Source organism: uncultured Fibrobacter sp. (assembly GCF_947305105.1).
Classification (GTDB): domain Bacteria; phylum Fibrobacterota; class Fibrobacteria; order Fibrobacterales; family Fibrobacteraceae; genus Fibrobacter.
The window spans coordinates 282902-308809 of record NZ_CAMZCS010000001.1; the positions used below are offsets into that span (position 1 = coordinate 282902).

Annotated in this window: 20 protein-coding genes and 2 pseudogenes; 14 read left to right on the top strand and 8 right to left on the bottom strand. The window is 52.1% G+C overall.

Translation table 11 applies throughout. The features are described 5' to 3' along the window. Position 1 precedes the first annotated feature (1 nt). Positions 2-1207, top strand: a complete 1206-nt coding sequence (locus Q0Y46_RS01170; RefSeq protein WP_295682029.1) for a hypothetical protein — start codon at positions 2-4, stop codon at positions 1205-1207. A 46-nt stretch (positions 1208-1253) separates the two neighbouring features. On the opposite strand, the gene Q0Y46_RS01175 is transcribed toward Q0Y46_RS01170, so the two are convergent. Further along, entirely contained in the window at positions 1254-2009 is a 756-nt protein-coding gene (locus tag Q0Y46_RS01175; protein WP_295682032.1) for a TrmH family RNA methyltransferase, read from the bottom strand. 93 nt (positions 2010-2102) lie between these two features. Here Q0Y46_RS01175 and surE point away from each other — a divergent pair, with 93 nt between their 5' ends. The 7 genes and pseudogenes from surE to Q0Y46_RS01210 all read left to right on the top strand — a co-directional run. After that, positions 2103-2903, top strand: a complete 801-nt coding sequence (gene surE / locus Q0Y46_RS01180) for a 5'/3'-nucleotidase SurE (protein WP_297943914.1) — start codon at positions 2103-2105, stop codon at positions 2901-2903. A 136-nt stretch (positions 2904-3039) separates the two neighbouring features. Beyond that, complete coding sequence (gene gyrA, locus Q0Y46_RS01185; protein ID WP_297943917.1) at positions 3040-5730, top strand: DNA gyrase subunit A; 2691 nt, start codon at positions 3040-3042, stop codon at positions 5728-5730. A gap of 94 nt (positions 5731-5824) precedes the next feature. Further along, the gene (locus Q0Y46_RS01190) at positions 5825-6901 is read left to right on the top strand and encodes a glycoside hydrolase family 11 protein (RefSeq protein WP_297943920.1); all 1077 of its coding nucleotides are present in this window, start codon (positions 5825-5827) and stop codon (positions 6899-6901) included. A 153-nt stretch (positions 6902-7054) separates the two neighbouring features. Continuing rightward, positions 7055-8221 (top strand): glycoside hydrolase family 11 protein, encoded by a 1167-nt coding sequence (locus Q0Y46_RS01195; RefSeq protein ID WP_297943923.1) that lies wholly within the window; start codon positions 7055-7057, stop codon positions 8219-8221. A 279-nt stretch (positions 8222-8500) separates the two neighbouring features. Continuing rightward, a pseudogene (locus Q0Y46_RS01200) lies at positions 8501-9604 on the top strand (glycoside hydrolase family 11 protein); the annotation flags it as partial. 192 nt (positions 9605-9796) lie between these two features. Continuing rightward, positions 9797-11395, top strand: coding sequence for a glycoside hydrolase family 11 protein (locus Q0Y46_RS01205; RefSeq protein ID WP_297943926.1), 1599 nt, complete (start codon positions 9797-9799; stop codon positions 11393-11395). Positions 11396-11740: 345 nt separating this feature from the next. After that, a pseudogene (locus Q0Y46_RS01210) lies at positions 11741-12367 on the top strand (glycoside hydrolase family 11 protein); the annotation flags it as partial. 672 nt (positions 12368-13039) lie between these two features. On the opposite strand, the gene Q0Y46_RS01215 reads toward Q0Y46_RS01210, so the two are convergent. Next, positions 13040-13726, bottom strand: a complete 687-nt coding sequence (locus tag Q0Y46_RS01215) for a hypothetical protein (RefSeq protein WP_295682048.1) — start codon at positions 13724-13726, stop codon at positions 13040-13042. 109 nt (positions 13727-13835) lie between these two features. Continuing rightward, positions 13836-14792: a 4-hydroxy-tetrahydrodipicolinate synthase gene (dapA, locus tag Q0Y46_RS01220; RefSeq protein WP_173342785.1), complete on the bottom strand. Its 957-nt coding sequence runs from the start codon at positions 14790-14792 to the stop codon at positions 13836-13838. A gap of 334 nt (positions 14793-15126) precedes the next feature. On the opposite strand from dapA, the gene Q0Y46_RS01225 reads away from it, so the two are divergent. The 5 genes from Q0Y46_RS01225 (at position 15127) to Q0Y46_RS01245 (ending at position 20413) form a co-directional block, all read left to right on the top strand. After that, positions 15127-16740, top strand: coding sequence for a phosphomannomutase (locus tag Q0Y46_RS01225; RefSeq protein WP_297943929.1), 1614 nt, complete (start codon positions 15127-15129; stop codon positions 16738-16740). A gap of 33 nt (positions 16741-16773) precedes the next feature. Beyond that, positions 16774-17535 carry a hypothetical protein gene (locus Q0Y46_RS01230; protein ID WP_297943932.1) on the top strand — a complete coding sequence of 254 codons (762 nt, stop codon included), beginning with the start codon at positions 16774-16776 and terminating at the stop codon, positions 17533-17535. Positions 17536-17577: 42 nt separating this feature from the next. Next, positions 17578-18321, top strand: a complete 744-nt coding sequence (locus tag Q0Y46_RS01235; protein WP_295682055.1) for a YebC/PmpR family DNA-binding transcriptional regulator — start codon at positions 17578-17580, stop codon at positions 18319-18321. 149 nt (positions 18322-18470) lie between these two features. Continuing rightward, complete coding sequence (locus Q0Y46_RS01240) at positions 18471-19487, top strand: hypothetical protein (RefSeq protein ID WP_297943935.1); 1017 nt, start codon at positions 18471-18473, stop codon at positions 19485-19487. A gap of 113 nt (positions 19488-19600) precedes the next feature. After that, entirely contained in the window at positions 19601-20413 is an 813-nt protein-coding gene (locus tag Q0Y46_RS01245; RefSeq protein WP_295682059.1) for a hypothetical protein, read from the top strand. Here the strand turns inward: Q0Y46_RS01245 and Q0Y46_RS01250 are convergent, their stop codons facing one another. The 4 genes from Q0Y46_RS01250 to obgE form a co-directional block, all read right to left on the bottom strand. Then, positions 20414-21493 carry an N-acetylmuramoyl-L-alanine amidase gene (locus tag Q0Y46_RS01250; RefSeq protein WP_297944012.1) on the bottom strand — a complete coding sequence of 360 codons (1080 nt, stop codon included), beginning with the start codon at positions 21491-21493 and terminating at the stop codon, positions 20414-20416. A gap of 17 nt (positions 21494-21510) precedes the next feature. Continuing rightward, positions 21511-21981, bottom strand: coding sequence for an SsrA-binding protein SmpB (gene smpB, locus Q0Y46_RS01255; protein WP_290959793.1), 471 nt, complete (start codon positions 21979-21981; stop codon positions 21511-21513). Continuing rightward, positions 21974-22318: an HU family DNA-binding protein gene (locus Q0Y46_RS01260; RefSeq protein ID WP_295682063.1), complete on the bottom strand. Its 345-nt coding sequence runs from the start codon at positions 22316-22318 to the stop codon at positions 21974-21976. The genes smpB and Q0Y46_RS01260 overlap by 8 nt, the downstream gene beginning before the upstream one ends. 63 nt (positions 22319-22381) lie before the next feature. Beyond that, positions 22382-23383 (bottom strand): GTPase ObgE, encoded by a 1002-nt coding sequence (gene obgE / locus Q0Y46_RS01265; RefSeq protein WP_295682065.1) that lies wholly within the window; start codon positions 23381-23383, stop codon positions 22382-22384. A gap of 206 nt (positions 23384-23589) precedes the next feature. On the opposite strand from obgE, the gene Q0Y46_RS01270 reads away from it, so the two are divergent. Next, positions 23590-24903: an ATP-binding protein gene (locus Q0Y46_RS01270; RefSeq protein WP_366522464.1), complete on the top strand. Its 1314-nt coding sequence runs from the start codon at positions 23590-23592 to the stop codon at positions 24901-24903. On the opposite strand, the gene argC is transcribed toward Q0Y46_RS01270, so the two are convergent. Further along, positions 24890-25855 (bottom strand): N-acetyl-gamma-glutamyl-phosphate reductase, encoded by a 966-nt coding sequence (gene argC / locus Q0Y46_RS01275; protein ID WP_297943944.1) that lies wholly within the window; start codon positions 25853-25855, stop codon positions 24890-24892. The genes Q0Y46_RS01270 and argC overlap by 14 nt on opposite strands. Positions 25856-25908: the final 53 nt, after the last annotated feature.

Genomic DNA, 25908 nt, shown 5'->3' on the forward strand with positions numbered 1-25908 from the left:
TATGAAGAAATCGCTTTATCCTAAGTTTGCTGCTACGGTGCTTTTTGCCGTGACTTCGATTTTTGCCCAGCAGGGTGCCCCGACGGGAGCTGCTGTTGATCCGTCTGCCGACGAGCAGAAGGCGCTTTCTGCCTTGAAGGGTAAACTTGAGGGGGCGATTGTATGGGCGACGAGCCGTGCCAATTCGCATCACGATATTTGGATTATGAACGCCGACGGCACGAATGCCCGTGCGCTTACCCAAGGCGACAATGTGGACTGGTTCCCGCGCATTTCTCCGGATGGCTCTACGGTGCTGTTCAACCGCAGCAAGGGGGGCTGGGTTCCCGAAAACGACGCCAACTACCCTGAAAAGTGGGACTTGTGGATGGTCGACATCTCGGGCGAGAATCCGCGCAAAGTCGTGGACAACGCCACGTGGGGTACCTGGAGGCCCGATGGCAAGTCTATCGTGTTCAGCCGTGCCGGTAAAGTCTTCACGATGGACCTTGCGAGCAAAAAGGAAACGCTCGTACTCGATGGCGAAAAGGCATTCAACAAGTCTGGCGTGATTCTGCAAGAGCCCAACATGAGTCCCGACGGCAAGCATGTGGCGATTACGCTCCGCGGCTCCATGCGCGAAACGGGCGTGTGGGATTTGGAAAAGTCCGTGTGGACCAAGTCCGGCGATGGTTGCCAGATTGACTGGAATTTTGACGGCTCCAAGCTCTACCGCGTGAACCCGACGGGTAATGGCGGTACCGCTGCTCCGAGTGAAATCCTGTGGTTTAGCGCCAAGGATGGCAAGCAAGTCGAGAAGGTCGGCTTCTTCGGCATCCCGAAGAATGTGAAGCTGATGGATTTGCCCGGCCGCCGCAGCCATGAATATTTCCCGCGCCTCACGCCCGATGGCAAGTGGCTTGTTTGGGGTGCGACCGACAAGGGCCACGACCACGACCTGTTCGACTACGAACTCTATATCTGGAAGATTGGAGAACCGGTGGAAACTGCGACCCGCATTACTTACCACACGGGTAACGACCGCTGGCCGGATATCTGGCTTGGCAAGGTCCCCGTGAAAGAAACTCCGAAGCCTGCGGCCCAGGCTGCCGCAGCTGTCGCGAATGTCCCTGCCGCTGTTGCCGGTGGCGTGAGCGAAGCCAAGATGGATGAACTCATCCAGGCGATTGACCGCCTCACCGAGGCAGTGAAGTCGCTTGCGAAATAGTAGACGGTAGACAGTAGGAAGTAGACAGGTATAAGACTTCCTACTTCTAACTTCCTACTTCCGACCTTATCTTAAAACACATAATGGCGAATGCCCCGGCGACATTCATGCTCGCCTTGCGGCCTGCCATGGGGATTGTCACTTTCATCGTCGCCTCTGCCATCAGTTCGGGGGCGATTCCTAATTCTTCGTTTCCGAGGATGATGAGACCCTTTTCGGGCCATGTTACGTTGTTTATGCTCGGAATGTCTTCGCCGGTTTCGAGTGCGATGATCTCGTAGCCGTTTTCCTTGTGCCACTTGACGCAATCGAATGGGCTGTCCCAGCGCTTAATGGGGATCCATTCCTGGCATCCGCGGGCGGCGCTTTTTACGGTCACATGATCGGGACCGCAACTGTAACCGCTCAGGTGTACCCCTTCGAGCCCAAAACAATCCGTGCTCCTGATGATGGAACCCACGTTGAATGCGCTGCGGAGGTTGTGGACGAGTACGGCGAAGGGGAGGGGAGCTTCGTTTGGCGTTTCACGATCGCCCGGTTCTTGCTCTAGGTAAACATCTCGTTCGAATCCGAGTCCGGCGCGGGTACGGAATGTCTTGTAGAGGTCTATCATTTGTGCCTGATTTTTACCGGTAAGACGCTCGCTTTCGGGGAGTTTCATCCATTCGGCATAGGTGTCGAATTCACGCTTGGCGCGGGGCACGTCGTCGCCCAGTTGCAAGATGATGACACGCAATAATTCGGCCATGCGTTTGGCCTTAGAGGTGTCCTTGGTTGCCAAAAATTTTTTCTCGGAAAACATGCTGAAAATATAGTTCTATTTGGCGTGAAAAGGCTGTGTTCGGAGGCCTGAATCTATGCGCGACTTTTACGCTTTTTACTATCTTTATATTACATGCAAGAAGCACAGAAACCGCGTATCCTCATCACGAATGATGATGGAGTGAATAGCGCGAACATGCACGCCCTCGCTGGCGCTCTTTCTCCCTATGGGGAGGTTTTTGTGTTTGCGCCGAAATCGGAACAGAGCGGTGTTTCTCATGCCTTTACGGTACGCCGTGGCCTCCAGGTCGAAGAAGCCCCTTCCGAGGCCGGTTACAAGGTCTTTTCGATGGACGGGACCCCTGCCGATTGCACGAAGTTTGCCTTGGGGCATTTTGCTTCCTATGGCTTGGAGGTAACCGCGGGGCATGGTCCGGGAGCTTTTGACGTGTGCTTCTCGGGCGTGAACGTGGGCGAAAATTCCGGAGTGTCTTCGCTTTATTCGGGGACTGTCGCCGGAGCGCGTGAAGCGGCCCTCTGGGGGGTGCCGGGCATTGCGCTTTCGCTGCGCGGGATGAATGCCTCCCTCTTGCCTGTTGCAATTGATTTTGCCGTGAAAACTGTCGAGAAACGCCTGTTCGAAAATATTCCCGCTGGTGTTTTCTGGAACGTGAATTTCCCAAAGGCCACTGCCGAAACCTTCAAGGGTTTCAAGGCGACGAGGATGGCCCTTGGAATGTTTACGGACCACTACTCCCACGATGGGGGCTTGTGGCAACTGGACGGTGACAAACTGTGGGACGAGCAGCCCGTGGATAGCGATGATTATTTGCTGAATCAAGGCTATGCGACGGTCACTCCCCACCGCATCGACCAGACCGATGAGAAAAGTTTGAAAAAAATAAATGAAATGATTGCAGGAGGTGAATGGTAGATTTGCGCTTTGAGCTATGAGGTCGCTCGTAAACTCGCTTTGAGGTCGTGCTCATACCTCAGAGGGAACCATAGGTGACCGACCTCAAACCTTCCTACTGTCTACCTCCTACTGTCTACTAATTTGAGGTTAACTAATGTCAGAAGAAATGGTACCAGGCTCGCAGTTCAAGTCCCTCATCGAGAAGGACATGCAGGATTGCTACCTCCGCTATTCCATGAGCGTGATTGTGGCGCGTGCGCTGCCCGATGCGCGCGACGGCTTCAAGCCCGTGCATCGCCGCGTGATGTTCAGTATGCACAAGCTGGGCGTGGTGCCCAACAAGGGTACGGTCAAGTCCGCCCGTATCGTGGGTGACGTCATCGGTAAGTACCACCCGCATGGCGACTCTGCCGTGTACGAGACGCTTGCGCGTATGGCCCAGGATTTCTCCCTGCGTTACCCGCTGGTGTTTGGTCAGGGGAACTTCGGCTCCATCGACGGCGACAGCCCTGCTGCCATGCGTTACACCGAAGCCAAGATGAACAACCTCGGCGCGCTCATGCTCGAAGACCTGGAAAAGGATACCGTCGACATGGGCCCGAACTACGACGAGTCTCTTGAAGAACCGCTGGTTCTGCCTTCGGCACTCCCGAACATGATCGTGAACGGTACCTCCGGCATTGCCGTGGGTATGGCGACCAACATGGCTCCGCACAACTTGCGCGAAGTCGGTGCTGCAATACACGCCTTGGCCGAAAATCCGGACCTTCCGGACGAGAACCTGATGGACTACATCAAGGGCCCGGACTTCCCGACTGGCGCTGTCGTCTGTGGCCGTTCCGGCATCCGCGAAGCTTACCTCACGGGCCATGGCCGCGTGCGCGTGCGTGCCCGCACCGAAATCGAGACGGATTCCAAGGGCAAGCCGCGCATCATCGTCACTGAAATCCCGTACATGGTGAACAAGGCGGAACTCTGCAAGAAGATTGCAGACCTTGTTCGCGAAAAGCGTGTCGACGGCATTACCGACATCCGTGACGAATCTAGCCGCGACATTCGCATCGTTATTGAATTGCGCCGCGACGCTGTGGGTGAGGTGGTCTTGAACAACTTGTTCAAGTACACACAGTTACAGACAACGTTTAGCATTTACAACCTGGCCCTCATCAACAACCTGCCCAAGGTCCTCACGATGAAGGAACTGCTGCAGGTTTACATCGATCACCGCCTCGATGTGATTACGCGTTCGACGCAGTTCGATTTGAAGAAGGCCGAAGCCCGCCTCCACATTATCGAAGGCCTGCGCATCGCGACGCAGAACATCGACGAAGTCGTTCAGATTATCAAGGCGAGCAAGACGACCGACATCGCGAAGGCGTCTTTGCAGGAACGTTTCAACCTCGACGAAATCCAGTCGCAGGCCATCGTGGACATGCGCCTCGGCCAGCTCACCGGCCTCAACCTCGAAAAGTTGGAAGCCGAATACAACGAGCTCGTGGCGACTGTCGCCGACTTGAAGGACATTCTCGAAAAGCGTGAACGCCGCATCGCCATCATGCTCGAAAAGCTCGATGCCGTCGTGGCGAAGTACGGTGACGAACGCCGCACCACCATCGGCGAAGCTATCGACGATAGCGACGAAGAAGACCTGATTGCCGAAGAGGAACAGGTGATTACGCTCAGCCGCGAAGGCTACATCCGCCGTCTGCCTATCGACACGTTCAAGGCGCAGAACCGCGGTGGCAAGGGCATTATCGGTGCCGGCCTCAAGGACGAGGACAACGTGGAGCAGATCTTCACGGCGAGCACGCACAGCTACCTGCTCGTGTTCACCAACAAGGGCCGCGCCTACTGGACCAAGGTCTACCGCCTGCCCGAAGGCACGCGCAACGGCAAGGGCCGCCCGATTGTCAACTTTGTCGGGCTTACGGACGGCGAAACCGTGCAGGCGATTGTGCCGGTACGTAAGTTCGGCGGTTTCTTCTGTCTCGTGTTCGTGACCAAGAAGGGTATCATCAACAAGATGGACCTCAAGTTGTTCAGCCGTCCGCGCAAGGCGGGCGTGAACGCCATCAGCTTGGATGAGGGCGACGAACTCGTGAAGGTGCAGCTCGTGGGCATGACCGAAGAAGAATACAAGGCTTCCCTGAACGCAGGCGATGTCGAAGATGCCGCCGATCAGTCTGCCGAGACTGCCGAACCGGCCGATGGTGAGGCCGAAGGCGATGATGCCGAAAATCTGGAAGCGCGCCCGATTCCGAATGACCTGCTGATGATTGCCACCCGCAACGGCCAGGCGGTCACGTTCCCGATCACCTGCTTCCGCCCGATGGGCCGTGGCACTCATGGTGTCCGTGGTATCAAGCTCTCCGAAGGTGACGAGGTCATCTCGCTCCTGTGGCTCAAGGCGGGCAACAAGGTGCTCACCATTACCGAGAAGGGCTACGGCAAGCGCAGCGAGCCGGGTACCTACCGTGTCACCAAGCGTGGCAGCAAGGGCGTCAAGAACCTGAACGTCACCGACAAGATCGGTTCGGCCGTGTTCGTGGACAGCGTTGCCGACGATTACGACTTGATCATCACCACCAAGGAAGGCCAGGTCATCCGCATCAAGGCTGCCGACATCCGCCTCACGGGCCGTAATGCCCAGGGCGTGAAGGCCATCAGCTTGCGCGAAGGCGACGTGGTGCAAGATGCGACCGCCCTCCCGAGCGTGGAAGATATCGAACACGATAGCGCCGAGGCGAAGGAGACCTTCGACAAGGTGGAAGGCGTCGAAGTCGATGACGATTCCGTGGATGCTTCCGCTTCCGAAGGCGAAAATCCGACTCCGGAAGGCGTCTAGTCCGTAAAAAACGAACTCAGAAAGTAAAAAAAGAGGCAATCTTTCCGGGATGGCCTCTTTTTTTATAGTTTATTGAGAAGGTAGGTGCAGGAATATGAGAAAAGAAATCCTAAAAACGGGCTTTGTCGTTGCCTTGGTGCTTGCGGTTTCCGCCTATGCGGCCGATGCCTGCAACGACGAAATGGGCCATGTGGGCGAGGGCAAGAAAGTCATTGGGACCGGTTCCGAGAGCGTCAAGGGGGACGTCGGCAATTCGGGTTTCCAGTACGAACTCTGGCATTCCGAAGGCTCGGGCTCCCTGACTTATTATGACAACGGAACCTTTTCTGCGGAATGGAGTGGCTCGCAAGACTTCATTGCCCGAGTCGGTCTCCGGTATGCCGAAAGCAAAAATTTTGACGAATTTGGCAATTTTTCAGCGGATTTCAAGTTCACCAAGTCGGGAAGTGCCGATTTCTCGTATATTGGCATCTATGGCTGGACGGATAATCCGCGCGCCGATTACTTCATCCTGGAAGACTGGTTCAGCGAACCGAATCCCGAGTATTTGGGCGAAAAGAAGGGCGAGATTACGGTAGACGGGGATACGTACGACATCTATTCCTTTAAGCAAAACAAGCTGTATGTCCAGGGAGACATAAACTATCCGACTTTTTACAGTGTCCGTCGCATACCCCGCCAGTGCGGCCATATAGATATCACGGCCCACTTCAAGAAATGGACGGAGCTCGGCCTCAATCTGGGCAAGATGAACGAGGTCATGATGGTTGCGGAAGCGGGCAATGGTTCTGCTACGATAGATTTCACCTATTTCAACGTGACCGAATCGGAGCCTAGTTCTCCGGCTCCATCCTCCAGTTCCGCAACTCCGGAATCGAGTTTTGCCGTGCCGGCCTCTGATGCCCTCGTTGAATCTTCTAGCTCTGTAACCCAGGAATTGAAACCTGCTGCAAAATCGTCTGAATCGACCACGGCGATGATGCAAAAGGTCCACATTAGTTCGTCCGACCGCAGCCTGGTCGTTTTCGATATGCAGGGCCGTATTTTGGGTAAGCTGACGGTACCGGCGGGAATGGCACTAAATAGTGCTATTTTTGCAAAATTCGGCAGGCCGGGTATCTACATGGTGCAGTCCGACGGGGTTTTCAAGGTGCTTTCCGTGGCAAAATAGCTTGAAAAAATGTAAAAAAAAGTATAAAAAGGTTTTTTCGGCAAGAAAACCCTTTTTTTATTGTGCTATTTACTACAGAAAATTGCAAAAAAACAAAAAAAACAAGAAAAAAATCAGTATTTATCTATATTTGGTACAAACTTTGGAGGTTTTATGAAAACGAGAATTATTGGGGCTTCGGCTCTTTGTGTAGCTTTTGCCGCTTCTAGCGCTTTGGCTCAGGATTTCTGCCAAACTGCTGCTCATAGCGGTTCTAAGGTGGAAGTTTCCACGAATAAAGTGGATAAGTTCAGCAATGGTATTGGTTACGAACTTTGGAACGAAGGCGGCAACGGTGGTTCCGCTACGTTCTACGACGATGGCTCCTTCAGCTGCAAGATGACCGGTGCCAAGGACTATCTGTGCCGTGCCGGTCTTTCTTTCAATAGCGATAAGACCCACGAGGAAATTGGCCACATGAAGGCGGATTTCAAGCTGGTCAAGGGTAATCTTTCCGGAATCGACTATTCCTACATCGGCATTTACGGCTGGACCCGTGAACCTCTGGTAGAATGGTATATCGTGGACAACTCCGGTAGCCAGTACATGCCCGGTGATTGGGTTGCTCAGGGATCTTCTAAAAAGGCTCATGGCGAGTATGAAATTGACGGTGCCAAGTACAAGGTTTATGAAGGTGACCGCACCTCTTATTCCATCGATGGCGACAATACCTATTTCAAGCAGTATTTCAGCGTGCGTACTTCGATGCGCGATTGCGGTACCATCGATATTACCGCCCACTTCAAGAAGTGGGAAGAACTCGGCATGAGAATGGGTAAGTTGCACGAAGCCAAGATCCTTGGTGAAGCCGGTAGCAATTCGGGTCCGAATGCCCGTGGCGAATACGACTTCCCCTATGCCAAAGTCTATATCGAAGGTGCTGCTCCCAGTTCTTCTGAAACCCCGTCTTCTAGCTCCGAAGCTCCGAAGTCCAGCTCCGATGCTAAGTCTTCCAGCTCCGTTGGCCCGGCTTCCAGCTCCGACGCTCAGTCTTCCAGCTCTGTTGGCCCGGCTTCCAGCTCCGATGCCGTATCGTCTTCTAGTGCTCCTGCCAACGTAAGCAGCAGCTCCTCGGGTCTCGCTCTCCCTGCCGAAATGAAGGTCTTCCGTATGTCCGGTACCGCCCAGGTGTTCGACATGCAGGGTAAGTTCCTCGGCACGGTTGAACTGAAGTCCGGCGCTTCTCTGAAGGAAATCGTCGTGAACAAGTTCGGAAAGTCCGGAATGTATCTGCTGAAGCAGGGTGCTGCCGTTAAGGTTGTCTCTGCCGAAAAGCGCTAAATTTTAGAAACATTGCTGAAAATGGCCCGTTTCCTCATGAGGAAACGGGTCTTTTTTTGTCACAAAATGCCGTTTTTTTGCGGAAATCACAAGTCAAGGAATGTTGTTTTATGATACAACATCATTTATTTCTGCTGGGAGAAGCTTTGTGGAAAAGGGTATAGATTACATATGGTATGGTTGATAAATAACCATAAGAGGAGCTCAAAGATGAATAAAAAAATATTGAAATTCGGCCTTGCCCTTGCGATGGGGCTTGTCTCGTCTGCATATGCGGACATCGATGCCTGCAAGGATAATATGGGCCATGAAGGCAAAGAATCGAGGACCCAGGGCCAGAACAACTCCAGCGTGACGGGTAACGTCGGCAGTTCTCCGTACCACTATGAAATCTGGTACCAGGGCGGCAACAATTCCATGACCTATTATGATAATGGTACTTACAAGGCCAGTTGGAGCAATACAGGAGACTTCCTTGCTCGTGTCGGATTCAGATACGACGAAAAGCAGACTTACGAGCAAGTTGGCCCCATCGATGCCTATTTCAACTGGAAAAAGGATGGTAGTGCCGGTGGTTACAACTATATTGGTATCTACGGCTGGACGGTTGATCCGCTGGTAGAATACTACATCGTGGATGACTGGTTCAGCAAGCCGGGTGCAAACCTCCTCGGCCAGAGAAAGGGTGAATTCGAGGTGGATGGCGCCAAGTACGAAATTTGGCAGAATACCCGTGTCCAACAGCCTTCCATTAAAGGTACTTCGACTTTCCCCCAGTATTTCAGCGTGCGTAGTAACTCCCGTTCTTGCGGACATATCGACATCACGGCTCACTTCAAGAAATGGGAAGAACTCGGCATGAGGATGGGTAAGATGTACGAAGCCAAGGTGCTTGTCGAAGCCGGCGGCGGTACTGGTTCCTTCGATGTCTCCTACTTCAAGATGACAGACAAGAAGCATCCTCTCGAATCTGCAGTTCCGTCTTCTAGCTCCGAAGCCCCGAAATCCAGTTCTGATAAGGCTCCGAAGTCCAGTTCTGACAAGGCTCCGGCCTCCAGTTCTGACAAGGCTCCGGCTTCTAGTTCTGACAAGGCCCCGGCCTCCAGCTCTGACGCCGCTGGTCAATCCTCCAGTTCTGAGCTGGCCGTTACTGCCCCCGCCGGTTCCTCCAGCTCCGGCCCCAGTGCCCTTCCGGCCGAAATTGCGAACTTTGGCATGGCTGGTACCTATCAGGTGTTCGACATGCAGGGCAAGTTCCTCGGCAAGGTTGAACTGAAGGATGGCTCCACCCTCAAGGCTGCCGTCGGAAGCAAGTTCCCCCATTCAGCTATCTACATGGTCAAGCGCGGCTCTGTAGCCAAGATTGTCTCTGTAGAACGCTAAATCGCGTTTTAAACGATGTTTGACCCGATTCCCTCCCGGAATTGGGTCTTTTTTTTGTCAAAAAACGCTGTGAAATGACTGTTTGTAAACTGTTTCGTGTTGTTTCCTATAACAACGACTTTTGCGCTTTTTTCGCTATTTATTGTGGTTTCGCACCTATATTAAGAAGGATAACTTTATGAGGAGTAAACTATGAAAAGTGTATCTAAAATTGCCAAAATGAGTCTTGCACTCATTGTTTCTTGCGGCTTAGGCAGTGCTTTCGCTGTTGACGCCTGTAAGGACCAGATGAGCAAGTCTGCAGGTTCTGGACATGGAGTGAGCGGGAACTCGGTCGGTTCCATCAGCGGCACCCCGTGGGGTTTCGAACAGTGGTATCAGGGTGGCAGCGCTTCGATGACCTACTACGATAACGGTACGTTCAAGGCCAACTGGAACAATTCTAACGACTACCTGACCCGCGTGGGTTATCAGTATGGTGGTGGCGGTATTGACCATAAATCCAAGTATTTCACGGTCGATTACAACTACAAAAAGACGGGCTCTGCTCAGTATGGCTATATCGGTATTTATGGCTGGACTGCTAACCCGGAAACCGAATACTACATCGTGGACGACTGGTACAGCAAGCCGAGCGAAAACTACGTCGGTGAAAAATTCGGTGAAATCACTGTGGACGGCGCCAAGTACACCATCCACGCCTTCCTTCGCCAGCAGGAACCTTCCAAGTCGGGTACTTCCACCTTCGTCCAGTTCTTTAGCATCCGTCAGAGTGCGCGTCAGTGCGGCCATATCGACATTTCTGCCCACTTCAAGAAGTGGGACGAACTCTTCACGGGCCAGAACAAGCAACTCAAGGGTTCCAAGGGCGGTGGCTCTGCTTCGCTCAAGTTCGGTAAGGTGACCGAAGTGATGCTCATGACCGAAGCTGGTGGCGGCGCTACGGGTTCCGTGGAATACACCTACTTCGACATGAAGGATAACGGATCTCCTTCCGAGGTCGTTCCGCCGAAGGAAATCGAACGCAAGCCGTTCGGTGGCACGGCAGTCTCCATTCCGGGTTCTGTCGAAGCCGAAAACTTTGACGAAGGTAACGAAGGCGTTACGTACAGCGGTGCGCAGGGTGCATCGGGTGACGATGGCGACCACACCTATCGCGGTGAAGATTATGCCAGTGTCGACATCGTGAGCGGTGGCTCTGGTAAGGCAATCGGTTATACCGCTGCCGACGAATGGCTCGAATACACCATTAACGTTACTCAGGCCGGTGAATACGATATCGAAGCCAACGTTTCGAACGGTTCCGGTGCAGGTACGGTTGAACTGTCCCTGGACGGCACGGCTCTTGCCTCTCTTGCTTTCACGGGAACTGCAGATGACTGGAATGCCTATGAACTTGCCAAGGGCAAGGCCACTCTCACTGCTGGTCAACACAAGCTCCGCATCACCATTGCAAATGCAAATACGAATGTGGACTACGTGAAGTTCAGCCTGCCGGGTGCTACTACCGTTGATCCGGGTACAAATCCGGGGACGGATCCTGGCACGAATCCCGCTACGAATCCGGGAACCAATCCGCAAGAAGATCCCCTGGCTTTGGCCAAGAATGTTCGCTTGAACAAGACCAGCCATGTGGCTCAGGTGTTCGATATGCAGGGCCGTTCTCTTGGCAGCGTTACTTTTGCCAACGGAACTTCTATCAACGATGCCATCTTTGCCAAGTTCGGCAAGGCCGGTGTTTACATGGTGAGGGTTGGCAGCAAGGTCCGTTCCATTTCTGTGACCCGCTAAAAGTTTCAAATCTAAAACACTCCTTATATTGTCAAAGGTGCCTCGTTCGGCGGGGTACCTTTTCTTTTTTTGCGTAAAAAGCCTTTCATTGTCGTTTTTACAACAAAGAATTATTTGAAAAGTGATGTAGAACACAATTTGAAATTATTTTATAAGCAGGTTGGCTGATGGTGGCATTTCCAAAGAGAAAATGTCTCTATCGGCAAAAAATTGGAGTTGGATATGAACAAATTGTTCCTTGGGTTGGCCAGGGCCACGTTTTTTGTGACCCTCGCTTTTGGCTTAAACGCTTATGCAGCCGATGCTTGCAGCGAAAAGGGCGGGCATTCCGGAAACGGCACGACCACTCGTGGTCAAAATAATTCAAGTGTGACGGGGAATATCGGTAGTTCCGGTTACCATTATGAAATATGGTATCAAGGCGGAAATAACTCGATGACCTATTACAATGACGGAACATTCTCGGCGGAATGGAACGGCTCCAACGACTTCCTGGCTCGCGTGGGACTCAAGTACAACAGTACCCAAACGCACGACCAGATTGGTTATTTTACTGCTGATTACAAGTTCACCAAGTCGGGGAGTGCTGCTTATTCCTATATCGGCATTTACGGTTGGACCGAGAATCCGCTGGTGGAATACTATATCGTCGATGACTGGTTTACCAAGCCGAGTCCGCAGTATTTAGGCACAAAGAAGGGCGAAATCACGGTGGACGGCGATACCTATGATATTTACACGTTTACTCGCGTGAACCAGCCTTCGATTAAGGGGACTTCTACTTTCCCGCAGTTCTTCAGTGTACGCCGTAACGCTCGCCAGTGCGGCCATATCGACATTACCGCCCATTTCAAGAAATGGGGGGAGGTTGGCCTGAATCTCGGGAAGATGTACGAGGTGAAGGTGCTGGCCGAAGCCGGTGGCGGTGCTACCGGAAAGATTGACTTCACCTACTTCAACATAACGTCTAAAGGTTCACCGTCTGGCTCGGAAACAGCGGTAACGCCGAAATCCAGTGCATCGACCCATCATTCGTCGACATCCATTCATCCTTCTTCATCCTCTCATCGATCCTCGCATTCTGTTTCCAGTTCTTCGAGAACGAGCAGCCATCACAGGAGCAGTTCCAGTAAGGCGAAGGTTTCGTCTTCGAGCCGGGATTTTTGGGGAAGTGTCGTCGCTTCGTCTTCTAGTATAACCATTCTTTCGCCAATTTCCGGTTCCAGTGTTGCTCCCGTTATCATTCCGATTAGCAGCAGTTCTGGAAACATCATTGGATCCATTGACGCTCTCCCGGATGTGTCGCCGGTGCCGATGGGAACATCGGTATTGCAGGTGTTCGACGTGCAGGGCAAGTATCTCGGCAAGGTTGAATCTAGGGATGGAACTTCTTTGAACGATGCCGTGTTCATGAAGTTTGGCAAGACGGGTGTTTACATGGTTAAACGTGACGGCAAAGTAAAAATGTTGTCTGTGACGCGCTAAAATTTTTATATTGATAACCGATTAATACTCCTCATATTGCCATAAGGCATCTCGGTTCCGCCGAGATGCCTTTCTGCTTTTGAATATGTTGTATGTTGAATGTGCGAAAAAAAACACGCCCCGCTGGGGACGTGTTGAAAAGGTTCGTCTTGCGACGGATTACTTCTTGGAAGCCTTCTTGGGCGGGTGGGCGGCAATCTTCTTGGTGCCCTTGCCCTGCGTTGCCTTGGCGGCGGCTTCTTCGGCCTTGATCATGGACTTCATGCTTTCGAGAGCCCCGTTCGGGTCGAGCTCGATCGCTTCGGATGCTTCATCCACCATTTCGGCGAACTCGTCGTACCAGTCGGCGAAGATTTCCACTTCGAGGTGGTCGACGCCCGGAACCGTGAGGCGCACGCCACAGGCTTCGCCCACGCGGTCGAGGAACTTGGCCATCTGCGGCTTGAGGAGCGTGAGGTCGAGGCCGTCGAGGTCTTCGGGTTCAAACCAGACACCGTCGACATCGCTGTCGTCTTCTTCCTTAGCCTTCTTTTTGGACTTCTTGCCTTCGCACTTGCCGCACTTGCATTCCCCGTCGCATTCGTCGTTGCCGTACAGGGCCATGTATTCTTCGTCGTCCATGCCGCTGTCGTAGTAGAATTCGTCTTCTTCGAGGTAGAGCGTCTCGACAAAGATTCCCTTGGCGCCGAGCGTCTTTGCGGCGGCGATGAATTCCTTGAGTTCGCCACCGAAGTAGCGCGTGGTTTCTGCTTCCTCGTTCAGAGTCTGGACGGGAATGGGGGAGAGTTTCTGCTTGGTGATGTAGTCGCAGACAACATCAGTGATAGATTGGTTGTTCTTGGCCATTGGATTCTCCAGTAAAAAAGTGATTAGTGGTTGGTGATTAGTGGTTAGGATTATAATCGCGTCGAAGCCACCATACTAATCCTGTTTACTAACCACTGCCCACTGTTTACTAAACGTGGTACTTCTTCAGGCTCGGGGCCTTCTCTTCGATCAGCTTCATGATGCGGGCGACTGCGTCGGCGCCGTTGGCCGTATCCTTCACGCTCACGAGCGGCTGGAACAGCGGGCTGTTGAACAGCGTGCCGAGCGGAATCGGGTTCTTGCGGCAGAACGTGATGTCGATAAAGTCGCGGGCGTCCTTTTGCAGATTGTGAGCCTTGTCCTTGTCGCCAGCCTGGAATGCCTTGTACAGTTCGACGAACGTCTTCGTGGCCTCGGGGATGTTGCCCGAAGCGCTGATGAGGCCCGTGCCACCCATTTCGAGGAGGTCGGCAAACAAACCGTCTTCACCGCTCATCACGGCGAAGTCCTTGCCCTTGGTTTCCTTGATCACGCGCATCGTGTCTTCGTGGAACTTCTCGCCAAAGCCGAACTCCACGGCCTGCTTGAGACCGATGATGTTCTTGTCTTCGGCAAGTTCGATGAGGGTGTCGGGATGCACGTAGCTTGAGGTGCGGCCCGGGACGTTGTAAATCACGATTTTGGCACCCGTCTCGCTGCTGAGCGTGCGGTAGTGCTTCAGGAGGCCTTCCTGCGGCGGGTTGTTGTAGTAGCCTGTGACGCAGAGGACTGCCACCGGGGCAATCTTCTGCACGTTCTCGATCATTTCGATGGATTCGCGGGTGCAGTTGGAACCGGCACCGGCAATCACGGGCACGCGGCCGTCCACGTAGTCGAGCGTAAACTTGATGACATCGAGGTGCTGCTGCGGGGAAACCGTCGCACTCTGACCCGTGGTCACGGCAGGGAGCACGCCACTTGCGCCGTTAGCGATCACGTCGTCGATCATTTGGCCCATCTTCTTGTAGTCGATGGAGTTGCGGAGGTTCTTGGGATCGTCGTTCTTGAGCGGGGTGAACAACGCGGGGAAAACACCAGTAAGTTGAGAAGCGTTTGTAATCTGCATAGTGCCCTAAATATAGTATTAGACGAGAACCGGAGGGCGAAATGTACGAAATTTGATGCTTTTTAACGCCTTAGTTGAATTTTCCACTATTTCACAAACCTGCCGCAAGATTTTACGTACAAATTATAGATTGGAACGGGGTGAAAGATTGTGCTTGCTTGGGTTGGATTGCTCAATAAATGTAAAACATTGAAGCGTAATAGAATACGAACTTGATCAAGGGTTGCTTGGACCGCTTTAATGACGTTTTGGTGTGCTACAAATCGAAAAAATGTTCTGTCGCCGCACTCGCCTTTTACTAAATTTGCTGCGTTAAATCTCAAAAGGAACCCCTATGGAAAACATTACCCAGATTTGGAAAAAGATTCAGTCCCCCGAATTCAACCCGGCTACCGACATGGCGCTTGTCGAACAGGTGAAGCAGGTCGCATTGACTTCTCAGGAGCCCGCCAAGGTGAGCTTTGGTACTTCTGGCTGGCGTGGTGAAATCGGTTCCGAATTTACGCTCCGCAACCTCCAGGTGGTGGGTGCCGCCATCGTTCGCCTTTACAGGGAAGCGACTCCCGAACTTTTCGAAGCCCTCGGCGTGAAGGACTTTGCCGAACTCCAGAAGCGTGGCGTGGTCGTCGGTCATGACAACCGCCTGCTCGGTCATGAATTCTGCGAAGCCGTGGCTGACCAGTTCGCGAAGGCTGGCGTGAAGGTCTACTACGGTGGCGAGATGCCGACTCCGGAATTCAGCGCCTGCATCGAAATGCTCGGTGCTGCCTGCTCCATCAACATGACCCCGAGCCACAACCCGAGCCACTACAACGGCATCAAGTTCAACCCGGCCGACGGCGGTCCTGCCGGTCCGGAAATCACGAACGTCATCACGAAGCTTTCTAACGAAATGATGTCCACCTGGAAATTTGAACCGGTGGGCAAGGTTGACTGGGAAATTATCGACTCCCTCAAGATTTACAAGGAATTCCTCGTCAAGCAGGGCACGATCAAGTTCGACCGCATCAAGGAATTCATCAAGAAGGGCCGCCTGACTCTCGTTTGCGACCACGTGCACGGCTCTACCCGCCGCCGTCCGGCTGCTCTCCTCGACAATCCGGAATGCCTCATTACGCTCCGTAACGAAGATGACTCCCTGTTCGGCGGTATCGCACCCGAACCGTCCAGCAAGAACCTCGAAAAGGTCCGCAAGGTGCTGGACGAAAGCAAGTCCTGGTTCCGCCTGGGCGCTATCTTCGACCCGGATGGTGACCGTATCCGCTTCTACGACGGTACACGCGAAATCGACATGAACCAGTTCGGTGCTATCGCTTTCCACTACATGGCTACCTGGCGCAAGGAACAGGGCTGCGTGGCCAAGTCTGTCGCGACTTCCAACTTTGTGAACATCATTGCCGAAAAGCTCGGCGTGCCTGTGATGGAAACTCCGGTGGGCTTCAAGAACTTCCGCCCGTGGCTTTCCCGCAATGCCAAGCAGAAGGCCCTCGTCGCCTTCGAAGAATCCGATGGTATCTCCGGTCTCAACAACACGCTCGAAAAGGATGCCCAGTTCGGCCTCCTCATCGCTCTCGAAATTCTTGCAACGACTGGCAAGAACCTCGGTGAATACCTCGATGCCCTTTATGAAGAATATGGTCGCTTCTACCCGACCCGCTCGGGCTTCGAAGTCGACAAGTCCCTCGTGGGTGCTCCGCTCAAGGCCAAGGTCGACGCCATCGCGACGATCGCCCAGCCGGGTGCGAAGGTCATGGTCGGCAACAACGAAAAGACCGTGAAGCAGCTCCTCACGCTCGACGGCGTGAAGGTCATCTTCGACGACGACTCCTGGATGCTCGTGCGTCCGTCGGGTACGGAACCGAAGGTGCGCATTTATACGGAATGCCGCAACCCGGACGAGAAGGACCCGATGTTCGAAGCGGCGAAGGCTTTGTTCTTCAAAAATTAATGTTGCATACATTGGAATAGGATTGATGGAAAAATGAAAAAGATAATCGCTGTGTTGTTCCTGGCTTGTGCCCTTTTGGGCTATGCGCAGGATAGCTCCATAAAGCCCGAATTTCAGGCTTTTTCTGGTGCTTTGGTCAAATTGAAAAAGGCAAAGAACGGCTACCACAAGTTCATGTTGCAGATTGTCGCTGCTCCGTGGGCTTTTAAGGCCGAAGGCGAAGTGGCCGCCCCCGGTGGCGACCCCGACATGCTCATCAATGCCCTTTTTGACGGCGACCTCTATGCAGTGCTTGCTTATGTTCCTTCGGCGACGTCGGGTGCAGACGGTCAGGAATATCAGGTCGGGCTTTTCGACATGATGCTTTTCTTTGAGGATGAACCGACGAAAATCCGCAACTTGAAATTTACCCTCTTGCCGCCTGCAAACGACGACTGGGCGATGAGCGCGTTCAACGATGCGCAATCCTCCGGTTCGTTGCTCGGTAAAATCTGGAAGGGTAAGTACGACCGCGAAATTACGAAGGCTTCCGCGAATCCGTTGACGAAGCAGTCGGTGCGTTCGATGCAGAGGGCTGCCGAGGAAGCCGCTGCTGCCGAAGAAGCGGAACGTCAGGCCAAGATGGCTGCGAAAAAGTCCAAGAAAAAGAAGAAGAAGGCTTCTATTGTTGACGAATGCGACGATCCGGATATGACGGTGAAAGAAAAGCGTCGCTGCCAGATGAAGGCGAAAAACGCAGGATCAAATTCTGCGGAGCCGAAGAAAAAAAAGAAAAGAAAGAAAAAAAGAGAATAAGTTTCACTAAAAATCCAAAAACCTGAATATTTGAGGTAATCTATGTCCGGTCACTCCAAATGGGCCACCACCAAACGCAAGAAAGCCAAAACCGACGTCGCTCGCGCGAAGGCTTGGAACAAACTTATTAAGGAAATTTCCATTGCTGCCAAGCTCGGCGGTGGCAACCCCGACGCGAACCCGCGCCTGCGTGCTGCTATCCTCAAGTCTAAGAGCCAGAGCTTGCCGACCAAGAATATCGAAAGCGCCATCGCCAAGGGTACGGGTGCGAACTCCGGTACCGAAATGACGGAGCCGCTGTACGAAGGACGCGGCCCGGGTGGCATTGCCATCATGGTGCAGTGCTTGACCGACAACAAGGTCCGCACGGTTGCCGAAATCCGCAACATCTTCAACAAGAACAACGGTTCCATGGGTGAATCTGGTTCTGTGTCTTGGGCTTTCACCTACAAGGGCGTGATTGTCGTCGATGCCGAAAAGTATCCCGAAGACCAGGTGATGGACCTCGTGCTCGAAGCCGGTGCCGAAGACATGACGACCGAAGACGGCGTGCATGAAATCTCCACGAGCCCCGAAGCTTTCGACGCTGTGTCCAAGGCTCTCGAAGCTGCCAACATCGAAATGATGAGCGCTGAAATCACCTACGTCGCTAACGACCCGGTGAAGCTCGGTCATGACGATGCACAGAAGCTCCTCAAGCTCATCGACAAGTTCGAAGACCACGACGACGTCCAGGACGTGTACCACAACGCCGAAATCGACGAAGCGGACATGGACGCGGAATAGCGACGAGGTCGTGCCTACGGCACTCTGAGCTATGGAGTCGCTCCCCTTGCAGGGTCGCTGTGAGGTTATGTTATATTGAGTCATCCCCGCCTTGTGCGGGGATTTCTTTTTTTACGCAAAAGTATGTATATTCTTAAAAAGAGGTTGGTATGAATATTCGTAGATTTTTTCGTTTGGGTTGCTTGTCTGTTGCGAGCTTTTTCTGGGCTAGTTGCGGCAGTGATACGGATTCTTCGACGGGTGCGGATTCCGGTATTAATCCTGGGAGTTCTTCGGCGGATATTCTACCGAATTCGTCGGAATCGGTTGAATCGAGTTCTGTGGCGGCTGAAAGTTCATCCAGCCAAATTGGCAGTTCGAGTTCTGCGGGTTATATATTGGCGAGAGACCCTTCAATTAGTTGCAAGATGACACATTACGGCGTTCGTGTTTGTTATAATTCTTGTTATGATGCTATACGTGATTTAGAAAAGGATGATTTGATTTCTGAAAAGCAACTGGCATTTATAGAAGACGAACTAGAATCATGTCATGCTTTGGAGAATACTACGAGTGTAGTTTACGGTACGCCTGAGCCGTCTTGCAAAATTCCAGTTTATGAAAAATTTGAATGTGAATGTTCCAATGATAGTATTTATGTAGGGTGCCGTTTAGATTCTAATCAAATAGATGTTGATGGAGTTGGGGCGTGGGCTTATGGAATAGACGAATATCGTGCTGATCAAAGTTCAAGCTCGTCTGAAAAAATGACGAAGAATTGTCCGCATGAGGATTTTCTTCCATTTACGGGTATTCTAGAGGAAGTTCAAAAAGAACTGTACGAAAAAATTGTGCAGAAACTCGAGAATGATTCAACTTTGTCTGAATCTGGACGGCAGTATTTGGATAGTCTTTTGAATCACGAAAAGAAAACTTTGCGGGAATCTCCGAATAGAATCAGTGGTTCTTCTGTTTCTCCCTATCCATCTGATAATTTGTTTGAATCTAGTTATTATTTTAAAATAGACTCCAAAAATTGGTTTAGCGGCTATATCGCCAAAACCAAGACCTGCGAAGACGGTTCGCCTGTAATAACGGAACGATATCGGCAAAAATACGATGATATTCTTCAGGAATGCCTTGATTTAATCAATAAGAAATTGGAAGAAATCGAACTCGAAGAATGACAATTCCGGTCTATCCCGCCGTTTTATTGATGTACAAATTATTTTTACAAATGGGCCTATTCCGTGGAATGGGTTCATTTTTTATATTTGTAATCAGATAGGTGTATACATTCATGAAGGCATTTCTTGTTGTTTCGGTGCTGGCTCTTCTTATAGTCGGCTGTGCCTTTAATAAGGGCGTGCAGGGACAGGCTCGTTCCATCACCGCTCTCGATGCCGAAAATTTCAGGATTATTGAAAAACGCCAGGCATTAGGTGCCTCAATCGCTTCACAAGATAGGGTTGCGTGGGTAGCTTCCGATTCTGTCGTCTCTAACATTAACCCTTCGGCGCTCGATAAAATCGAAGGCTATGTGGCGCAGGGCGATACCCAGGACGGCTATGCCGTTTTCTATGGCTATCAGGATGACCGCTATATTCAGGTGGCGCGTGTTGATTTCAAGGATGGACGCTTGACGAAGGATTTTGTTGAAAAGGCGATAGATGACGAGCGGTTGCTTGGCCTCGTGACAGCGAACAATTCTGCAAATCGTCGTTTCAATCTTTATACAGATAAACTAAACATCATCTACAACTCGTACATCATGGAAAACGACAGCGGGTACACGGTTTACTTCATTCCCGGTTCCACGAACGACTACCTCGTGTTCGGCGGATGTTTTAGGCTTTCCTCAAGCGATTCGCAGGAATGGACTATCGAGAAATTGCACAATGGTCCTGTGGCGATAAAGTTCGAAAAAGTCAAGCAGAGCAACATGCTCATGCGCACGTCGTCGAACGACAAACTCCCTTCCGAAACAGATTACGCCCAGTTCCACATTACAAAGCAATGGGCTCCGGTTCAGTATATACAAACGAGTTCGTACGTGTTCTTGCTCAAGTACGACAAGGTAACCGGTTTTACAAATACGATGATGGTGAAATAGTTAGCGGCCGAGAGTTTCCCGGTAGCTGTGTACGGCGGCCTTGTAGTTTGTGACCGCCTTGGCAACGCGTTCGGCCAGGTCTTGTTGACCCTTGGCCGTCATCATGTAGGCTTCGTCTTCGAGGTTGCTGATGAATCCCAGTTCGATGAGCACGGCGGGCATCATCGCGCCGACGAGGACCATGAATCCTGCACCGCCCACGCCGTTCGCCTGCTTGACAATCTTTCCGCCATCAAAACTCTTCAGCAACTCTTCAGTGAACATGTAACTGTTCTGCTTGTACTTCTCTAGGCGGGCTTCGAGCTTGAACCATTCGAGGGGGGAGAGTTCTTCTTTAGCGTTCTTCTCGCCATAGAGCGTGGCCACCTTGTTTTCGCGACGGGCAATGGCTTTGTCTTCTTCGCTTTCCGGGGCGCGGAGCACGTAGAAGTGGTAGCCGTGGATGATCTTCTTGCGTTCGGCGTTTGCATCGATGGCGTTGCAGTGCAGGCTCACGAACAGGTCGCCGTCCCACTTGTTGGCGAGGTTCGCGCGTTCGCCGAGTTCAATGAACACGTCTTTTTCGCGGGTGAGCTTGACGTTGAAGCCTTCTTTTTCCAGTTCGTCGCGCAACAGTTTGGCAACGGCGAGGACGATGTCTTTTTCGTTGGCCTTCTTGCCCTGCGCGCCAGGGTCCTTGCCTCCGTGTCCGGGATCGATGACGATGGTGCGGACTTCACGTGTGCCGGCAGTCTCGTTCTTGGACTTGGCGACGTTTTGCACGTTTTTTTCGGGAGCCTTGGTTTCGGGAGCTTTGGCTTCGGCCTTGGCCTGCTGCTTTCCGAGAATCTTCGCAATGTCTGCCGCGACAATTAGGATGTGCCCGTTCTCCATGACGGGGGCCTTGGAAAGCTCAATGGACTTGCCCTTGTACGTGGCGAAGGGCATGTCTATGGCGAAGCGTACAGTGTCTTTCGCCTTTTCGAGGATGAATGTTTTTTGGACGGGGAACCAGTGGAACGAGAGGCCGTGGTCCTTTGCCGCCGTCTCGGCGTCGACACGCCCGCTAGTGTCTGCTAGCGCGAATGTCCAGCAGACCATCAGCAACAAAGCCAAAATTAGCGACGGGCTTTTGCAATGCGCGCGATTTCCATCTTGGCGTCGCGATTGATGATATCCTGTCGCTTGTCGCGTTGATCCTTGCCTCGGCATATTCCTACTTCAAGTTTTGCAATTCGATTTTTAAAATACATTTTGAGCGGAACGATGGTGCAGCCCTTCTGTTCCTTTGCCTTGCGCATTTTCTGTATTTCGTGGACGTGCGCGAGCAGTTTGCGGCGGCGGGCGGGGAAATGGTTGAACCGGTTCGCGAATAGGTATTCGTCGATATGTGCCCCGACGAGCCAGAGTTCGTTCTTGTCTTCGGTGATGTCGACCCAGGCTTCACCCAGGGTACACTTGCCATCGCGGATGGACTTGATTTCAGAGCCAATGAGCATAATACCCACTTCAAACGTCTCGTCGACGAAATAGAGGTGGTTCGCCTTGCGGTTCTGGATTACGGGAGTTTTCGATTCTTTGCTAGCCATCGGTGTGCGTGGTCGCCTCTTCGGGAATGGCGTCCGGAACGACATCGTTCAAGAGCTTGGTAAGTTCGCGGCTGGCTTCGAAGACGGGCTTGATGCCGGCGTCGACTTTCACGGATTCGCCGGTACGCGGGTTCCTGGCTAGGCGTTCCTTGCGTTCCTTGATTTTGAAGCGGCCAAAGCCCCGGATTTCAATATTGTTCCCGCTGGACATGGCCTTGATGATGGAGTCCAGGAAACATTCGACAATAGCCTTGGTATCGACCTGGGTGAGGCCGGTACGTGCCGAGATATCTTCGACGATATCCTTTTTCGTAATGTTACCCTTGACTGCTGCCATTAACGTAACTCCGTAAAAATCAAGAACTTACTTGTATATATTTATAAAAATTTTGGATAAAAGTCAAACTTTAGATGACCATCCGGAGCGTTTTTTTTGCTTATGGGGGACTGCCTTGTCCAGTTCGGTGGCCAAATCGCGGCATCCGTCGCCATTTAGGGCCGAAGTGACGATGAATTTTTCCTTGTGGGCCTTGAATTTCTTGATGGCGGCGTCTATCCCGAGGTCGCTCTTGTTCAGGGCGATGACATACGGTTTCTGAGCCAGCTTGGGGTGGAATGCCTTGAGCTCGTCCTTGAGGACGGTGAACTGCTCGTAGGCGTTCTCGGCGAAGCCGTCGATGACAAAGAGCAGGGTGTGCGTGCGTTCGATGTGCTTGAGGAACTGGTGGCCGAGGCCCTTGCCTTCGCTGGCGCCTTCGAGGAGTCCCGGAATGTCTGCCACCACGAAACTGTGGCCGTTCATCTGCACGATGCCGAGGACGGGCTCAAGCGTGGTGAAGGGATAGTCGCCGACTTTCGGGCGACCGCTAGAAATCTTGTTCACGAGGCTCGACTTGCCTGCGTTCGGGAAACCCACGAGGCCCACGTCGGCCATGAGCTTGAGTTCCAGGAAAAGCTCGCGACGTTCGCCCTTCTCGCCGGGAGTACACTTGCGAGGCGCCTGCACCTTGGGAGTGGCGAAATGCTGGTTGCCCATGCCACCCTTGCCGCCGCGTGCAGCAATCCACTTCTGGCCTGCTTCGGTGAGGTCGGCAAGGATGCGACCGTCGGCGTCCTTCACGATGGTGCCACGCGGAACATCCACGATGAGGTCGTCGGCCGATGCCCCTGTGCAGCGCTTCGCGCCGCCGGGCTGGCCGTTGCCTGCCTTGTAAAGGCGTGCGTTGCCCATATCGAGCAGCGTGGAGTATTGCTCGTTGACTCGCAGAATCACGTGACCGCCACGCCCGCCGTCGCCCCCGTCGGGGCCGCCCAGGGGCACGAACTTTTCGCGGTGGAAACTGCAGATGCCGTCACCGCCTTTGCCGGAGCGTACTTCGATGGATTTTTCGTCTAGGAACATGGCACAAATGTAGAAAAAAGATGGTTCGAAGCGGTGTTTTACTCTTTTTATGATGAATTTAAGTTGTTCTTATATCTGTAAAACGACTTGAAATTGCAGAAAAACTGCAAAATATGCAAAAATAATTCCTAATATTTTGCCATTTTACTCGTTTTTATTATATATTAGGAATGGAATCTGTTAAAATATGCAAAAATAATTCCTAGATGGAGGGCGAAATGTATAAAAGGCAGGCCTATCTAGACAAATTGGTCCATTCTATCGGGAATGGGTTTATCAAGGTGATTACCGGAATTCGTCGTTCCGGCAAGTCCTTTCTGTTGAACACCCTTTTTTACGATTACCTGAAATACAATGTGACGGATGCAGAACATATAATCCGGTTCGCATTCGATTCTGCCGAGGACCTCGAACGAATCGGGGAGAATCCGATTGAATTGCAGTTGAAGAAAAGAAAGGTGGATCCTGCAAAGTTTATGGATTACCTAAAAACTAAAGTTAAGGCGGGTGAACGATATTTTTTGTTGTTTGACGAAATTCAGGAACTGGGTGCTTTTGAGTCTGTCTTGAATTCGTATCTTCGGAAACCGGAATTTGAAATTTATGTGACGGGAAGTAATGCGAAGTTCTTGTCAAAGGATTTGATTACGGAGTTTGCAGGTAGGAGTGACCAGATTCATTTGCTGCCGCTCTCTTTCAGCGAGTTCATGGAAAATTTTTCTGGGGACAAGTATCAGGGCTTTGCGGAGTATTTGCTTTATGGTGGCCTGCCGCTTGTGGCGCAGGAGCGCGATGCCGAAAAGAAACGTAGCATCTTGTTGAATCTTTTTGACGAAGTCTATATCCGCGATGTCGTCGAACGGAATAAAATCAGGAACGAAAACGATTTAAGGGACTTGATTGATGTCCTCTCATCGTCGGTGGGTTCGTTGTCGAGTGCAGAAAAGATAACGAATACTTTCCATAGTGAAAAGAAATCCAAGATAACCCGTAATACCGTTGCAAAATTTATGGATTACTTGGAAGACTCGTTCTTGATAAGTTCTGCTTCACGTTATGACATCAAGGGAAAACGATATATCGGTGCTCCGAAGAAGTTCTATTTTACGGACTTGGGACTGCGAAATGCGAGACTCAATTTTAGACAGTTTGAAGAAACTCACTTGATGGAAAATGCCATATACAATGAGTTGCTTTATCGCGGTTTTAATGTGGATGTCGGCGTGGTGGAACTGGCACAAAAGAACGATAGCGGCTCTGTTTCCCGAAAGAGCCTTGAAATTGATTTTGTCTGTAATCTTGGGTCGGAACGTTATTATATACAGTCGGCTTTTTCATTGCCAGACAATGAAAAAAGGGCCCAAGAAATTAGGCCCTTCAAGACGGTTAGGGATTCTTTCAAGAAAATAGTCGTTACAAAGGATTTTGTGCCGGCTTTTTATGACGAAAATGGAATTATGACCATGAACGTCTTTGATTTCTTAATGAATCCGGATAGTTTGTTTTCTAAACCAGGCTGATGCTTTCGTCGAGGCCGAGCGCGATATTCATGTTCTGAATAGCGGCGCCGCTAGCACCCTTGCCGAGGTTGTCGATAATCGTCGTGACCTGCATGATGTTTTCGTTGCCGAAAACCTGGATGCGGGCGTTGTTCGTGTCGTTGCAGACCGTCGGGTCGAGCCTTCCGTTGAACAGCACGGGGGCAGCCTCGTAGGGCATCACCTTCACGAAGCGGCTACCTTCGTAGTGCTTGGCGAGGACTTCGGTGAGGCCTTCGGGGTTAAGCTTTTTGGTGAGCGTGTTCGCGAAGATGGAAACCGTCACGGCCATGCCCTTGTAGTAGGGGCCGAGCACCGGATTGAAGAACGGCGTGTTCTCGAGTTCGCAGTACTTCTTCATCTCGGGGAGATGCTTGTGGGCCAGTGCGAGAGCATACGGGGCGGGGGCCATGATGGCCTTCGATTCGCCGGCCTTGTGTTCCATTGCGGCGGCTTCTTCGTATTCGGCAATGAGTTTCTTGCCACCGCCAGAATAACCGGTGATGCTGTAGGCAGAAACGTTCGTGTTCTTCGGCAGGATGCCTGCGGCAACCAGCGGGTACACGCCGAGGATGAATCCCGAGGCGTGGCAGCCGGGGTTCGCGATGCGTTTGCTCTTCGAGATGGCTTCGCGCTGGGCGGCCGAGAGTTCGGGCATGCCGTAGGTCCAGGCCGGGTTCACGCGGTGTGCCGTCGATGCATCGATCACGCACGTGTTCGGGTTGTCGCAGAGGGCGGCACTTTCGATAGCGGCTGCGTCGGGCAGGCAGAGGAAGGTGACATCGGACTCGTTGATGAGCCTCTTGCGTTCGGCAGTATCCTTGCGCAATTCGGGAGCGATGCGCAACACTTCGACATCGGTGCGCTTCGCGAGTCTCTCATAAATCTGCAGGCCAGTCGTACCTGCTTCACCGTCTACGAATATCTTGAACATATGCTTAGGGGTTAGAGGTTGGATTTTAGGGGTTAGGATCTAGGGGCTAGGAT